11 protein-coding genes and 1 pseudogene are annotated in these 14,633 nt (G+C 71.1%); 8 read left to right on the top strand and 4 right to left on the bottom strand.

Annotation, left to right across the window (positions count from 1 at the left end):
- Window positions 1-53: 53 nt before the first annotated feature.
- On the bottom strand, window positions 54-2,474 hold the full coding sequence (locus tag FHS34_RS20715) for an MMPL family transporter (RefSeq protein ID WP_184967561.1): 2,421 nt from the start codon (window positions 2,472-2,474) through the stop codon (window positions 54-56).
- Window positions 2,475-2,558: 84 nt separating this feature from the next.
- Window positions 2,559-3,263, bottom strand: a complete 705-nt coding sequence (locus tag FHS34_RS20710; protein WP_184967559.1) for an LmeA family phospholipid-binding protein — start codon at window positions 3,261-3,263, stop codon at window positions 2,559-2,561.
- A gap of 88 nt (window positions 3,264-3,351) precedes the next feature.
- Between FHS34_RS20710 and FHS34_RS20705 the strand changes: the two genes are divergently transcribed.
- The 7 genes from FHS34_RS20705 (at window position 3,352) to FHS34_RS20675 (ending at window position 9,878) form a co-directional block, all read left to right on the top strand.
- On the top strand, window positions 3,352-4,173 hold the full coding sequence (locus FHS34_RS20705; protein ID WP_184967557.1) for a TetR family transcriptional regulator: 822 nt from the start codon (window positions 3,352-3,354) through the stop codon (window positions 4,171-4,173).
- A gap of 494 nt (window positions 4,174-4,667) precedes the next feature.
- On the top strand, window positions 4,668-5,081 hold the full coding sequence (locus tag FHS34_RS20700) for a PepSY domain-containing protein (protein ID WP_221509190.1): 414 nt from the start codon (window positions 4,668-4,670) through the stop codon (window positions 5,079-5,081).
- Window positions 5,082-5,258: 177 nt separating this feature from the next.
- Window positions 5,259-6,056 (top strand): response regulator transcription factor, encoded by a 798-nt coding sequence (locus tag FHS34_RS20695; protein ID WP_184968091.1) that lies wholly within the window; start codon window positions 5,259-5,261, stop codon window positions 6,054-6,056.
- Window positions 6,053-7,513, top strand: coding sequence for a sensor histidine kinase (locus tag FHS34_RS20690; protein ID WP_225817460.1), 1,461 nt, complete (start codon window positions 6,053-6,055; stop codon window positions 7,511-7,513). Before FHS34_RS20695 ends, FHS34_RS20690 begins: the two co-directional genes overlap by 4 nt.
- Window positions 7,514-8,162: 649 nt before the next feature.
- On the top strand, window positions 8,163-8,387 hold the full coding sequence (locus FHS34_RS20685; RefSeq protein WP_184968145.1) for a hypothetical protein: 225 nt from the start codon (window positions 8,163-8,165) through the stop codon (window positions 8,385-8,387).
- Between the two features lie 142 nt (window positions 8,388-8,529).
- Window positions 8,530-9,060, top strand: coding sequence for a SigE family RNA polymerase sigma factor (locus FHS34_RS20680; protein WP_184967555.1), 531 nt, complete (start codon window positions 8,530-8,532; stop codon window positions 9,058-9,060).
- Window positions 9,057-9,878, top strand: a complete 822-nt coding sequence (locus tag FHS34_RS20675; RefSeq protein WP_184967553.1) for a superantigen-like protein SSL4 — start codon at window positions 9,057-9,059, stop codon at window positions 9,876-9,878. Before FHS34_RS20680 ends, FHS34_RS20675 begins: the two co-directional genes overlap by 4 nt.
- Window positions 9,879-9,938: 60 nt before the next feature.
- On the opposite strand, the pseudogene FHS34_RS42645 reads toward FHS34_RS20675, so the two are convergent.
- Window positions 9,939-10,088 (bottom strand): annotated as a pseudogene (locus tag FHS34_RS42645) (hypothetical protein); the annotation flags it as partial.
- Between the two features lie 68 nt (window positions 10,089-10,156).
- Between FHS34_RS42645 and FHS34_RS20665 the strand changes: the two are divergent.
- A complete protein-coding gene (locus tag FHS34_RS20665) occupies window positions 10,157-12,628 on the top strand; it encodes a non-reducing end alpha-L-arabinofuranosidase family hydrolase (protein WP_184967551.1) in 2,472 nt (823 codons plus the stop codon).
- A 220-nt stretch (window positions 12,629-12,848) separates the two neighbouring features.
- On the opposite strand, the gene FHS34_RS20660 is transcribed toward FHS34_RS20665, so the two are convergent.
- Window positions 12,849-14,546 (bottom strand): RICIN domain-containing protein, encoded by a 1,698-nt coding sequence (locus FHS34_RS20660; RefSeq protein WP_184967549.1) that lies wholly within the window; start codon window positions 14,544-14,546, stop codon window positions 12,849-12,851.
- Window positions 14,547-14,633 lie beyond the last annotated feature (87 nt).

The following is a 14,633-nucleotide window of genomic DNA, read 5'->3' as shown; positions in this document are numbered from 1 at the left end:
CGTGCGTCGAGAACACGGAGTCCGTGACCGGTGACGGCCACGGACTCCGTCGCTCACCGCCGGCCGTCCTGCCGCGGCCGGTCCTGGGTGAAGGCGCCACCGATCGCCACGGGCAGACCGGGACCGTCCCTGTCCGAACCGCCCTTCCCCGCGTCCGCCGCCAGCCGTTCGCCCTCGATGTCGAGGTCGGGCAGCAGCCGGTCCAGCCACTTCGGCAGCCACCAGCCCGCCCGGCCCACGAGGGCGAGGACCGCGGGGACGAGCGTCATGCGGACCAGGAAGGCGTCGATGAGGACGCCGACGGCGAGGGCGAAGGCGATCGGCTTGAGCATGGTGCTGCCGCCCGGGACGAAGCTCGCGAACACCGCGAACATGATCAGCGCGGCGGCCGTCACCACGCGGGAGGCGTGCCGGGAGCCGGCCAGCACGGCCTCGCGGGGCGTGGCGCCGTGGGCGTGGGCCTCGCGCATCCGGCTGACCATGAACACCTCGTAGTCCATGGCGAGTCCGAACAGCACCGCCATCACGAGGATGGGCAGGATGCTGACCACCGGCCCGGTCTCGGCGACGCCGAGCGCGCTCGCGAGCCAGCCCCACTGGAAGACGGCCACGACCGCGCCGAAGGTGGCGCCCACCGACAGCAGGAAGCCGACGCTGGCCTTCAACGGCACGACCACGGACCGGAAGACGAGCAGCAAGAGCAGCAGCGACAGACCGACGACGACGAGCGCGAAGGGGAGCAGGGAACTCGCCAGCCGGGCGGAGACGTCGATGTTCACGGCCGTCGTACCGGTCACCGACACCTTGGCGCCGGTCTCCTGCTGCCAGCCGGTCGCCTCGTCCCGGATGCGCTCCACGAGCTCCTCGGTCTCGTCGTCGGAGGGGCCGCTGTCCGGCACCACCTGGATGAGGGCCGCGTCCCCGTGGCCGATGCCCTGCGGCTCACCGACCGCGGCGACGCCGTCGGCAGCCTTGAGGTCCTGGACGAGGGTGGCGGTGGCCGCTCGCGGGTTCCCGGCGCGGGAGGTGTCGGCGAGGACGAGCAGCGGTCCGTTGAAGCCGGGGCCGAACTTCTCGGAGACGAGGTCGTACGCCTGGCGCTGACCGCTGCCCGCCGGTGCGGAACCGTTGTCCGGCAGAGCCAGTTGGAGGTCCCGGGCCGGTACGGCGACGGCGAGCAGGCCGATCAGGACGGCCGACAGGGTCAGCAGCGGCCGGCGGACGGCGATCCTGCCCCAGCGCTCGCCCATCGTCCCGCGCGCGCCGTGCCCGCCGGACCCGCCGGCCCCGCCGGCCCCGCCGGACCCCTCACGGTGTTCGCCCCGCTGCCCCTCGTCGCCGTGGGCCGACTGGCCGGGGCGGCCGGCCTGCTCGTGGTGGATGGCCTGCTCGTGGTGGGTGGCCTGCTCGCGGTGGGTGGCTTGCTCGCCGTGGGCGGCCTGTTCGCGGCGGGCGGCGCGTGAGCCCGGCCGGGGACGCAGCCGTTCACCGGCGAAGCCCATCAGGGCGGGCAGAAGGGTGGTGGAGACGCCGACCGCGACGAGTACGGCGGCGGCACCGCCGACGCCCATGACGGTCAGGAACGGGATGCGTACGACGGCCAGTCCGCACAGCGCGATGATCACCGTCAGGCCGGCGAAGACGACCGCGCTGCCCGCGGTGGCGGTGGCCCGGGCCGCCGACTCCTCGGTGCCCATGCCGCCGGCGAGCTGGGAGCGGTGGCGGGAGAGGATGAACAGCGCGTAGTCGATGCCGACCGCGAGACCCAGCATGGACGCCAGCGAGGACGCGGTGCCGGAGATGGTCAGGACACCGGTCAGCGCCGACAGGCCGAGCAGGGTGACGGCGACCCCGGTGACCGCCGTCAGCAGGGGCATGCCGGCCGCGAACAGCGAGCCGAAGGTGATCGTCAGCACGAGGAGGGCGACGGCCGCGCCCATCAGTTCCTTGGAGTGCCCGGTGCTCTTGCCGCTGCCGTACGCCGAGCCGCCCACCCGCACGGTGAGCCCGGCGTCCCGCGCGGGCCTGGTGGTCCCCTCCAGCGAGGTGAGGCTGTCGTCGTGCAGGCCGGCGCGGGTCACCTGGTAGCGGACCTGGCCGAGCGCGGTGGTGCGGTCCGGCGATATGACCTTGCCCTGCACCGGGTCGGTCACGCCGACGACCTGCGGGGCCTTGCCGGCCTCCGCCATGGTGGCACTGACCGCCCGGGCGTACCGCGGTTCGGTGATGTGGTGCCCCGCGGGGGCCACGAAGACGATCTGGGCGCTGGTGCCGGCCGCCGAGGGCAGTTCCTTCTTCAGGGTGTCCATCGCGGTCTGGGCCGGTGAGCCCGGCACGGTGAACTCGTCGTCGGTCGTGCCGCCGAACGCGATCACGCAGGTGATCACCGCGGTCAGTGCCAGCAGCCAGGCGGCCAGCACCGCCCGGCGGTGCCGGAAGGAACCGCGGCCGAGCCGATGGAGGAGGGAGGCCATGGAACGTGCTCCTTGAGGGGGGTGTGCGGGGATGAGCGGCACGTTCGGGGAGGTGACCGCGTGCGAGAGCCGGGGAGCGCGGGGTCAGGCGCGGAACGCGGCGTGGCCGCCGCTCAGGGTGAGCCGAAGGCCGTCGTCGGTGACCTTGAGCCGGCGCGGCGCCAGCTCCAGCGGGAGGTCGGTCAGGGCGACGGTGCGGGAGACCTCGGCCGTGATCCTCTTCGCCAGGGCGTCGGGGAGGGGAGTGCCGGCGAACTCCGGGCGGCCGGGCGTGAGACGGATCTGCCGGCCGGCCAGGACGGGGGTGACGGGCACGGTCAGGGCACCGGCACGGCCGACGTGGACGACCAGCCGCCCGTGCGCGGGATCGGGAACCACCTCGGTGTCCGGCCCGCTTCCGCCGGTGGCGGCCAGGGACGTGGCACCGATGTCGACGGTCACGCTGGACGAACCGACCGTGCCGCCCTGCCCGCTCCGGCGCACCTGACGCAGATGGGCGTCGACGGCGAGGCCGGTCATGTGCCGGGCGGACACCCCGTTCGCCGTCAGCTCGACGTCCGGGAGGCTGCCGCGCGCCACTTGCCACAGCGCGGGAGTGGCGCCCAGCCCGACGTCCGGGGTGGTGCCGAGTCGCTCGCCGGCCACGGCCGCGACCCGGCCGGCGATCCGGTGCCGGACCAGCGCTTCCGCCGTTCCGGCGAGGGCGGTCAGGGCGAGGACGGTGCACAGGACGATCGCCGTACGACGCCGCAGCCGCGGCCTGAGGACCGGCCGACCAGAAAATGTCATGACTGACACGATACACAAACTGTCATAGCTGACACTTCCTTTGGCCCCAGCGTCCGGGCCGGGAGGAACGGCGTGTCAGGATGAACGGGTGGCGGAGGAGCGGGTCGTACGAGACATGCGGGACGCACGCGGCGCGCAGGACGTGGGGCATGCGCAGGGCGTGCGGGACACGCAGGACCGGGATGCGCACGGCGTGCGGGGCGCGCGAGATGTGCGGGTCGCGCAGGTCGCGCAGGAGGTGCAGGTCACGCGGGACGAGCAAGAGGGGCAGGGCGCGCGGGAGGCGCGGGAACCGGGCAGGCGCGACCGGAAGAAGGCGGCCACCCGGCGGAACCTGCTCCGGACGGCCGCGCGGATGTTCGCGGACCGCGGCTACCAGCAGACGACGGTCAAGGACATCGCCGCCGCGGCCGGCGTGACCGAGCGCACCTTCTTCCGCTACTTCCCGTCGAAGGAGGACCTGGTCTTCGCGGAGATCCTCGACTTCGTGCCGCCGCTCAAGGAGGAGATCGCCGCCCGCCCGGCGGACGAGCCGCCGTACACCGCCGTCCTGGGCGGCCTGTTCGCCGCCGCCGGACGCCTCGACGGCGGCCTCGGCATCCTCTTCGTCGGCGCCCCGCCGCGCGCCCTGTCCACCGGGATGCGGCGAAGTGCCGTACTCACCGACTTCGAGGACGGCATCGCCGAGGCCCTCGCCGCCCGCCTCGCCCACCGGTCACCGGCCGAGCCCGCCCCGGCCCGCGCCCTGCGCGCCGCGGTCCTCGCCCGCGCCTCCGTCGCCGCCGTACGCAGCGCCCTGATCGCCTTCACCACCCGCGACGCCACGACGACCGATCCGCCTCCTCCGCTCGAGGACTTCGCGGCCCTCCTGCACGAGGCGTTCGCCGTACTGCGCAGCGGCGGGGAGTGACGCGCGGGAGACCGAGGTTCGCTGGTGCCGGCCGCCGTACCGGTACGACGTCGGCCCCGACAGCCATCCGAAGCCGACCGACGAAGCCGCCGAAGCCGACCCGCTTCGACTCCATCCCGTCCCGCTCCTTCCCCCAACCCGACCCGGTCGACGAGGAGTTGGCCGGGAGTTCCGTCTGAGCAGCGGCCGCCGTGCCACCGGGAGCCCCGGATCGAAGTCCGGCACCAGGGCGGGCGGGCAAGGGCCGGACAGGCAAGGGCGGGCAGCCAGAGCGCAAGCAGTCCGCCGGCCACGGCCAGTACGCAGGACCACCAGGTGTTCATGGTCCAGCGGAGGAAGGTTGGGCGTTTCCTGCCGGTTTCCTGGCCGCTCTCTGGCCTCTTGCTGCAGTGCCTGTTCCTAGGGTCGTTGACGTCTCCGACACGGCCCGGACCTCCGGTGTTCCGCGCCGTCCGGCCGCCCGTACCTCCCCGACTCTCCTGGAGAACATCCACATGAACGCTTCCAAGCGCGCCCTGGCCGCCGCCGTGTCCACCGCCGCTCTGCTGGTCGGACTGGTCGCCTGCGGTGGATCGGACTCCAACGATTCCGCTTCGTCCTCGAACAGCGCGACGGCCGGTCAGACCGGCGGCGAAACCCAGGCCACGGCCGGCGGTGCGCAGGCGGGGGGTGACGAGAGCGGTGACCCGGTGGAGACCCCGCTGACCGGTGAAGCCAAGCAGAAGGCGGAGGCCGCTGCGTTGGCCGCCCATCCCGGCACGGTGGTCAAGTCCGAGAAGGACGCCGAGAACCCGGGGATGTACGCGGTGGAGATCAAGAAGGCGGACGGCAGCGAGGTGGAGATCTACCTCGACCCGAAGACCTACAAGGTCGTCAAGACCAAGGACGAGGCCGGCGACGACGACTGATCCGGCCCGACGACGGGCTCGGCGCCGTCGGCCACGGACAAGGCGCCCGCGGCCGACGAGCCCGGCCGTCTTCGTTGAGCGGACGCGTTCCCGAACGCGTAACAGAGACTGTCCGGAAGACCGGGGCGGGTTGATGTGATCACGGCAGTGGAGCAGTGGGGGTGTGAGCCCGACGTCATGCAGGTGCTGCTCATCGAAGACGACGAACGGATCGCCGGCCCGCTGGCCGAGGGCCTGGGCCGCTACGGGTACACCGTGGAGCGGGTGCGCACCGGCTCGGCGGCGCTGGCCGCGCCCGAGCCGGAGATGGTGCTGCTCGACCTGGGCCTGCCGGACATGGACGGTCTCGATGTCTGCCGGGCCCTGCGCCGGCGCTCGGACGTGCCGATCATCATGATCACCGCCCGGGGTGAGGAGATCGACCGGGTCCTGGGCCTTGAACTGGGCGCCGACGACTACATGGCCAAGCCGTTCGGTGTCCGTGAACTGGTTGCCCGTATTCGCGCGGTCACCCGCCGCACCCGCCCGCCGGTCACGGCGGGTGCCGGCACCACCGGAAACGCGCCCGGCCCGGGCCGCCCCGTCCCGACGTCCGCCCCCGGTCCCACCCCTTCCGCCCCCGGGCCCACCCCTTCGGAAGCACCGCAGGCGGTGGGGCCGCTGGTCATCGACCGCCGCACCCGCCGGGTCCGCCTCCACGGTGCTCCCGTCGCGCTGGCCCCGAAAGAGTTCGACCTGCTGGCCCACCTCGCTCTGGACCCGGGCGCGGTCTGCTCGCGTCAGCAGATCGTCGACCAGGTGTGGGACCCGCACTTCTTCGGCCCCACCAGGACGCTGGACGTGCACGTGGCCGCCCTGCGCCGCAAACTGGGCGATCCCGCCTGGATAGAGACCGTCCGCCGGGTCGGCTTCCGCCTCCACGCCCCTGATGTCGCGGCACCGCCCCACGACGCAGGACAAGAGGCACGGACATGACCCGGCGCCTGCTGGTCGGCCATCTCGGTCTGGTCCTGCTCGTCCTGCTCGGCCTGGAGATTCCCTTCGGCCTCCTGTTCGCCCGCGCCGAGACGTCTCGCTTGTCCAACAGCCTCGAGCGGGACGCCGGAATGCTGGCCGAACTCGCCGAGGAACGCATCGAGGAGGGCAGCACCGACGAGCTGCCCGAGCTGGCCACCGACTACGCGGACCGGATGGGAGCCCGGGTGGTCGTCGTGGACCGCACCGGTGCCGTCCTGACCGACTCCGCCTCCACCACCCCCGTCGGCACCGACCTGTCCGCACAGCCGGACATCGCCACCGCTCTGCGCAACCAGACCACCGTCGGCACCGCGCCCGACCCGGACAGCGGCACCGGGACCCGCTACGTCACCGTCCCCGGCTCCTCCGGCGAGACCATCCGCGGCGCCCTGCGGCTCAGCTGTCCCACCGACGTCCTGGACGGCCGGGTCCGCGACATCTGGCTCACCCTCGCCCTGACCGGCCTGGGCGTGCTGGCAGCCGCGGCACTGATCGCCCTGGCGCTGTCCCGCTGGATCATCCGTCCCGTCCACGCTCTGGAGCGCGCCACCACCCAGCTCGCCGACGGCACCCTCACCAACCCGCCCGCCACCGACCTCGGACCGCCCGAACTGCGGCGTCTCGCAGCCTCGTTCACCCACACCGCGACCCGCCTGCAACACCTCCTCGCCGCCCAGCGCGCCTTCGCCGCCGAAGCCTCTCACCAGCTCAAGACCCCCCTGACGGCGCTGCGGATCCGGCTGGAGAACTTCGAACCCCACCTCAACCCGGCCGCCCACGACAGCCTGGACGAAGCCATCGGCGAGACCGAACGCCTCGGCCGCATGATCCAGGGACTGCTCTCCCTGGCCCGTCTCGAATCCACCGCCACCACCCCGGAAGCCTTCGATCTCGACGCCGTGGTCGCCGACCGGGCCGCCACCTGGTCCCCCTTCGCCGCCGAACACGACGTCCGCATCGCCACCACCGGGCGACCGGCCGGACACGTGTGGGCCATCCCCGGTGCACTGGAACAGATCATCGACAACCTGCTGGCCAACGCCCTTCGCGTCGCGCCCTCCGGGACCACCGTCACCCTGGCCATCCGGCATGTGCCCTCCGGCACCGAGCTGCACGTCATTGATCAGGGCCCCGGCATGAGCGAGACCGAACGGCAGCGCGCCTTCGACCGGTTCTGGCGCGCCTCCGACACCCACCACGACGGCACCGGCCTCGGCCTGCCCATCGTTCGCCACCTCGTCGACACCTCGGGTGGCGCCATCACCCTCCATCCGGCCCCCGGCACCGGCCTCGACGCCCGCGTTCGGCTGCGGCCCGCCACCATCCACCCGGCACGGGACTTTCACGCGGCGGATGGCGACGTTCGCGCGTTCCGGGGCCTCGACCGCCGCCCCCGGACAACGGGACGGCGCTGAACGGGATCGGCGGCAGCGGTCGGGGGCACGCCGCCGGCACGGATCCGGCACGCGACCCACCGATCCCCGCACAGCAAAAAGGCCCCGGTCGCCGACCTGGGCCTTCTTCATGGAGCGGGTGACGAGAATCGAACTCGCGCTCTCGGCTTGGGAAGCGACGGCGCTTGGGGAGCTGGACAGCTTCTGACCTGCACTTATGTTGGCTGGCGTGGCGACCAGGGGCTTGGGGTCGCACCGCTGTTGACCGTGGTTTACCAGTCTTATGGGCACGCCGTCGGCTTGTGGACGTGACGGGCGCCTCCGGGTGGCCGGCGAGCGGCCGAGTCATGGAAGCGAGGGTTGACTGGCAAGCCGTCGGTGCAGGAGCACATAGAGGACGAGGGGGCAGAGGCGGCCGAGCAACTCGGGGTGGAGGGGTTTGGAGCGGCCCCCGCAACGCTGTCTGCTCGGGGTGGACACCCCCGAGGCGATGGAGCGGGCGGACTGAGGACTTGCCCACCTGGCACACGGAAGGCATCGGGTCCGGGGGAACGGTTCCCTTTCGTGCCGTGCACCGGTCGCCGAGAAAACAGCGTCGGGGCGGCAACCTTCTCGTCCTCAGCGGCAACTGGGAGCCGGAAGGCCGAGTCGAACTACCGGATGGACGGGCATGAGGGAAACGAAGCACGTCGCGCCGCAACCGTGGCGCAGGCGCGGCCTGGTCACGGGCATTCCCTCGGGGCTGCTGGTCGTCGGTGTGCTGGCGTGCCGTCCCCCCGGGAGCGGAACCGGTGTCAGGATCACCGACATCTACGGGGAGCGGCTGACCGTCGACGGCACCGACGTGCGGCCGGACGTCGCGCAGCCGACCGGCGTCCAGTTCGCCCGGCACTGACCAGCCCGCCGGTCGGCCTCACCGCCCCGCAACCGAGCGCGACCGCTGTTCGAATTCCGGGCTGGGCACTGTTAGGCTCTGCTCCCCGTTGTTTAACGCGCAACCAACGCGCACATCATTGCCAGGAGAGGGCGACCGGGGGATGGTCCTCGATGACGCGTCCGCGGAGTTCCACGAATTCTTCGAACGCCACTATGCCGAACTCGCGCGTCTGGCACACCTCCTGACCGGTGAGACCGACGCGGCGGACGACCTCGCGGCGGATGCCCTGGTCGCCCTGTGGCAGCGCTGGGACCGGTTGCGGCAGGCCGACCACCCGCTCGCCTACGCTCGCGGTGTGGTGGCCAACCTGGCGCGGGGACGGATCCGCAGCGCGGTGCGCGAGCGACGCCGGATCACGCTGTTCTGGTCCCGCAGCCCCGAGAAGGTGGACGGGCCGGACATGGCGGCCGTGCTGGACGTCCGCGCGGCGCTCGCCCGGCTGCCGTTCCGCAAGCGCGCCTGCGTGGTGCTGCGGCACGCCTTCGACCTGTCGGAGAAGGACACGGCGGCGGCGTTGGGCATCTCGGTCGGCACGGTGAAGAGCCAGACCTCGAAGGGAATGGCCGAGCTGGAAAGGATACTGGGCGCGCGAGCGGCCGGGGACCTGGTGGCAGGGAGGAGGAGCCGGTGAACGAGGAGATCGCCCGTCGGCTGCACGAGGCCGCCGAGGCCCACCGGCCCGACCGCGCGAGGATGCTGGCCCGGGTGCAACGCGGCATGGCCGGCCCCGCCGTCCGTCACCGCGCGCGGCCGTTCGCGAGGTCCGGGACCAGGGTCGCGCTCGCCGGGCTCGCCGCCACCGGCATCCTGGCGACCGGCGGCCTCGCCGTCGCCGCCATCGTCGCCACCTCGTCGCCGTCGCCCACCGTGACCACGCCTGCCACCCCGTCCCCGACCGTCAGCTCCCCGCACCCGACATCGGCCCGCCCCACCCCTGTCGCGCCGGCCCCGGCCACCACCCCGGGCAGCGTGCGCCCGACTCCGCCTGCCACCAGTCCATCGCCGGCCACCAGTCCATCGCCGGCCACCAGTCCATCGCCGGCCGCCGGTGAGAGCCAGAACGGACCTTTGTGGTCGGCCGGCTCGCTGGATCCGCAGAGCACCGTCTACTGGACGCAGAGCAACCTCGTCCTCAAGACGACGCAGCCGCTCACCTCGCTCACGGTCGAGATGCGGATCGTGCAGACCGGCGGGGTGGAGAACACCGGTACTTGGCAGACCCTGCCGAGTGGTGACTTCACCGTCACCGTCCAGGAGGCCGGCGGCATGCTGGTCTACCGCTGGGTCCTCAAGCCGGGCCTGACCGTGCCGGCCGGGAGCCATGAGTTCGCCGCGCAGTTCAACAACGGCACCAGTGTCCGCAGTGCCGCGGGCGACGGCTACCGCGTCGACGGGCAGGGTTCGGGCGGCTCCGCGTCGGTACGGGGAGGGTTCGTCCCGGCCCGGTGAACGCCGCTGTGCGGCAAGGGGACGAGGTCCCCTTGCCGCACAAGCTCGATGGGAGAACAAGTATCCGAGCTGCTGGTACGGGGTCCAGTCGGCCGGCCCGGCGTTGGTCCCGTCGGCGTAGGTGGCCTTCATGGTGGTCGGCAGGTCGCCGTGGAGCTGGGTTGGGGATGGTGACGGCGGCCGAGAAAATTCTTTCCTCGATCGCGGCAACCTCTGTGTGCGTGGCGGCAACTGGCGGATGACCGGGGCCGGATCAAGGCCCGCTGCGCCAGAAGGACATGCCGTTGTCAGATCAGAACCGCTCTCATCGCCGCCGTCCGGCAACCCGCCGCGTGCTCGCCGCCGCTGTGGTCCTCGCCGCCGCGGGTGCCGCCGTACCGCTGGTCGCGCTGGCCGCACGCACGCCGGAGACCCGCACACCGTCCCTGGCCGCCGCGGCGGCCGGCACCAGCCGCTACTTCGGCACGGCAGTGTCCTCGGGCAGGCTCGGTGACTCGACGTACTCCACGATTCTCGACCGGGACTTCAACATGATCACCCCGGAGAACGAGATGAAGTGGGACACCATCGAACCCTCCCGCGGCAACTTCAACTTCGGCCCGGCCGACCAGATCGTCGGCCACGCCACCGGGCACGGGCAGCGGATGCGCGGCCACACCCTGGTGTGGCACTCCCAACTGCCCGGCTGGGTCAAGTCCATCACCGACGCCAACACGCTGCGCAGCGTGATGGACAACCACATCACCACCGAGATGACCCACTTCAAGGGCAAGATCTACGCCTGGGACGTGGTCAACGAGGCGTTCGCCGACGGCGGCAGCGGTCAGCACCGCAGCTCGGTCTTCCAGGACGTGCTGGGCAACGGCTTCATCGAGGAGGCGTTCCGCACCGCGCGGGCCACCGACCCCGCGGCCAAGCTCTGCTACAACGACTACAACATCGAGAACTGGACCGACGCCAAGACCCAGGGCGTCTACAACATGGTCAAGGACTTCAAGTCCCGCGGCGTGCCCATCGACTGTGTCGGCTTCCAGAGCCACTTCGGCGCCGGCGGCCCGCCGGCCAGCTTCCGGACCACCCTGTCCAAGTTCGCCGCGCTCGGCGTGGACGTTCAGATCACCGAGCTCGACATCGCCCAGGCGTCCGCCACCGCGTACGCCAACACCGTCCAGGACTGTCTCAACGTCGCCCGCTGCACCGGCATCACCGTGTGGGGCATCCGCGACAGCGACTCCTGGCGCACCGGTGAGAACCCGCTGCTGTTCGACAACAGCGGCAACAAGAAGCCCGCCTACGACGCGGTGCTCACCGCCCTGGGCGGCAGCAGCGGCGGGGGCACGGCGGGCGGCGGCACGACGGCCGGGGACATCACCTCCGGCACTGTCTACACGCTCTCCAACGCGGCCGCCGGACGCGTTCTCGACGAGCCCGCGGGACAGAACCGCAACGGCACCCCGCTCCAGGTGTGGGACGCCAGCGGTGCCGCGAACCAGCAGTGGCGGGCCGGCCGGAACAGCGACGGCTCCTACACGCTGACCAACGTCGCCAGCGGCCGGGTACTGGACGAGCCGGGCAACCAGACGGGCAACGGGACGAGGATGGCGGTCTGGGACTCCAACGGCGGCGCCAACCAGCACTGGCGGGCCGCCCGGAACAGCGACGGCTCCTACACCCTGACGAACGTCGCCAGCGGCCGGGCGCTGGAGATCCCCGGCGGCAAGACCGCCAACGGCACCCCCGTCCGGATCTGGGACTCCAACGGCGGCGGCGCCAACCAGCACTGGAACTTCAAGCCGACCGCGGCGCCGAAGAGCACCACGTGTGCTCTTCCGTCGACCTACCGGTGGACGTCGACGGGTGCGTTGGCGCAGCCCGCGAACCGGTGGGACGCGGTGAAGGACTTCACCACCGTGACGTACAACGGCAAGCACGTGGTCTACGCGTCGAGCGTGGCGGGATCGTCGTACGGCTCGATGATGTTCAAGCCCTTCACGAACTGGGCGGACATGGCCGCGGCCGGCCAGACCGGCATGAGCCAGAACGCGGTGGCGCCCACACTGTTCTACTTCGCGCCCAGGAAGATCTGGGTGCTGGCGTCCCAGTGGGGCGCGTCGCCCTTCGTCTACCGTACGTCGAGCGACCCCACCAACCCCAACGGCTGGTCCGCGCCGCAGCCGCTGTTCACCGGCAGCATCCCCCGCACCGAATCCGGCACCGGCCCGATCGACCAGACCTTGATCGCCGACGGCCAGAACATGTACCTGTTCTTCGCCGGCGACAACGGCAAGATCTACCGGGCGAGCATGCCGATCGGGAACTTCCCGGGCAGCTTCGGCTCGTCGTACACGACGGTCATGAGCGACACGACGAAGAACCTGTTCGAGGCGCCGCAGGTCTACAAGGTCCAGGGCCAGAACCAGTACCTCATGATCGTCGAGGCTCGGGGAGCGAACGAGCAGCGCTATTTCCGCTCGTTCACCGCCTCCAGCCTGAACGGCTCCTGGACCCCGCAGGCCGACACCGAGAGCAACCCCTTCGCCGGCAAGGCCAACAGCGGCGCCACCTGGACCAACGACATCAGCCACGGTGACCTGGTCCGCGACAACCCCGACCAGACCATGACCATCGACCCCTGCCACCTGCAGTTCCTCTACCAGGGCAAGTCCCCCACCGCGACCGGCCCTTACGACCGACTGCCGTGGCGGCCGGGAGTCCTCACCCCCAGCGCTGACCCGCCTGAACCACGGTGATCGCGATCGGGTGCGGTGCACCGGCGCGTAGACGAGCGGTCTACGGTGTGGGCACCTCCACCCGCTGACCGATACTCACCGCCTCGAGGAACCCCAGCCGTGCGCCGGCTGGGGTTCCCATCGTTGGGGAACCAGGCGCCGACCGAGAAGTCCTCAGCCCGACGAAGACGACGAAATGCGCCCCCATCGAAGAGATGGGGGCGCATTTCGTCAGCTCCGCCTACTTGAGTGCTGTACCACCCGAGTTGTGGTACGTGATCGTCTTGTTGATCAGGTTTCCGCCGTCGGTTTCGACCGAGGTCTGTTCCTGCTGCCCTGGACCGAAGAGCAGGCCGGCGATGTGGGCGTCCGCCACCTGGTCCATGTGGGCGAAGAACCAGTCCACCTTGTCGTCCTTGTAGTGGTTGAGGGTGTTGTTCTGCGCCATGTTGCCCACGGGGATCTGCCACAGGACCACCGGCTTGCCCACGGACTCGGCCATCGTCTTGTAGAACTTCAGCGTGGCGGCGGCCTTCTGGTCATTCCAGAAGTGGTCACTACCACCATGGGCCGGCTGCGCGTACCAGCCCGCGTCGCGGTCCGACACATCGGTGGCCAGGAAGTCGGCGTTCTTCGCCCCGAGGCTCGCGTAGTCCTTGACGCAAGCCTGTGTGTTGGTCTCCCAGTCGAAGCAGGAAAGGTGCATCCCCACGGCGGCGTTCGGCGCGTACTTGTGCGCCATCGAGATCAGGCACTGGGCGAGTCCGGTGGCGCTGTTCTCCTGCGCACCGCAATCCGTCGGATTCGCGCCCGAGACCTGTGCGGGAACCTGTTGCGGATCGCCGAGCGACCGGACGTAGCCCCAGAAGTCGGGCTCAAGGTCGATCGCGTCGTGCGACGGGCCGATCTTCTGGAGGAAGAAACGGTAGTCGTTCAGATACCGGGTGAGCAGGTCACGCCTGTTGATGGCCTTGACCTCGCCCGGACCGTCGCCCTCGCCTGCCGCATCCCCGAGGTCGCGCAACGAGTACCAGGTCCAGAGCATCTTCTGCGGACGCGGGCTGCCCTTGTACGTCGCCTGGGCCGCCACGCTGTCCCGCCAGGTCACGTAAGTGCCGGGCGCCGTGGTGCTGCCGTTCCAGCAACCCCACCAACCCGACCAATCGTCGTGGCAGCGCACTGCCGAGTAGTAGTCCGACGAGGGCGCGGGCTGGCTGTGTACATAGGCGTAGCGCATGTCGAACGGCGCGGCGTTCGCCGAGGCGTCGGGCATCGAGCCGCCGATGAGCACCGTGCTGCTGCCCATGAAACGTGTCGTCGAGCTGCCGCCACCGGCCACGGGAGACGGCGTGGACGACGGCGTGGACGACGGGTGCGAGCTGCTCGGAGTCGGGCTTGCGGGAACGCTGCCGCCCGGCGCGGTGGGCGTACCGGCGCCGCCGGCACTCCCGGCCGGGACGAGTTGCCACTGCTGATCGGCGCCGCCTCGGTCGCGGTTCTGGACGACGTCGCCCCCGTCGGCCTTGGCGGCGTTGTGGACACCGACAGCCATGCCACTGAAACGATTGACCAAACGCACGTAGCCGTCCGGCGACTTGGCCAGTTTGAACTGCTGGTTGGTGCCGTTCAGGTCTTTCCACTGCACGATGGCGGAGCCGGCGGTCTTCGACCAGCCGAGGTCGTCCAGCACCTTGCCGGAGCTCCGGTTCTGCAGCCGGTAGTACCCGTCACCCGCGTCGATGAACCGCCAGTGCTGGTTGGCCCCGCCGTGGCGCGCCCACTGCACCACCGCCGCGCCGTCGTTCTTGGCGGAGGCGCGGTCGTCCAGCACCTTGCCGCTGTTGCGGTTGACCAGCACGTACCACTTCTTCAGATCCAGGGTTTTCTGCTCCGCCGAAGCCTGGCTGACCACGACGGCCGAGCCGGCCACGACCACCATGGTGAAACCCGCCCAGAGACCCCGACGCGCGAGCAACCGACGGCCACGATGCTTCGGGCGACCACCGCGCGCGCCGTCGTCGGCACG

The organism is Streptomyces echinatus (assembly GCF_014203595.1).
GTDB classification, from domain to species: Bacteria; Actinomycetota; Actinomycetes; order Streptomycetales; family Streptomycetaceae; genus Streptomyces; species Streptomyces echinatus.
This window is presented reverse-complemented; position numbering and strand designations above follow the sequence as displayed.

Excerpts from the sequence above, each read along its gene's own strand:
- FHS34_RS20715 (WP_184967561.1), bottom strand. The coding sequence starts at position 2,474 with ATGGCCTCCCTCCTCCATCGGCTCGGCCGCGGTTCCTTCCGGCACCGC.
- FHS34_RS20710 (WP_184967559.1), bottom strand. The coding sequence starts at position 3,263 with ATGACATTTTCTGGTCGGCCGGTCCTCAGGCCGCGGCTGCGGCGTCGT.
- FHS34_RS20700 (WP_221509190.1), top strand. The coding sequence starts at position 4,668 with ATGAACGCTTCCAAGCGCGCCCTGGCCGCCGCCGTGTCCACCGCCGCT.
- FHS34_RS20695 (WP_184968091.1), top strand. The coding sequence starts at position 5,259 with ATGCAGGTGCTGCTCATCGAAGACGACGAACGGATCGCCGGCCCGCTG.
- FHS34_RS20690 (WP_225817460.1), top strand. The coding sequence starts at position 6,053 with ATGACCCGGCGCCTGCTGGTCGGCCATCTCGGTCTGGTCCTGCTCGTC.
- FHS34_RS20685 (WP_184968145.1), top strand. The coding sequence starts at position 8,163 with ATGAGGGAAACGAAGCACGTCGCGCCGCAACCGTGGCGCAGGCGCGGC.
- FHS34_RS20680 (WP_184967555.1), top strand. The coding sequence starts at position 8,530 with ATGGTCCTCGATGACGCGTCCGCGGAGTTCCACGAATTCTTCGAACGC.
- FHS34_RS20665 (WP_184967551.1), top strand. The coding sequence starts at position 10,157 with ATGCCGTTGTCAGATCAGAACCGCTCTCATCGCCGCCGTCCGGCAACC.
- FHS34_RS20660 (WP_184967549.1), bottom strand. The coding sequence starts at position 14,546 with ATGGTGGTCGTGGCCGGCTCGGCCGTCGTGGTCAGCCAGGCTTCGGCG.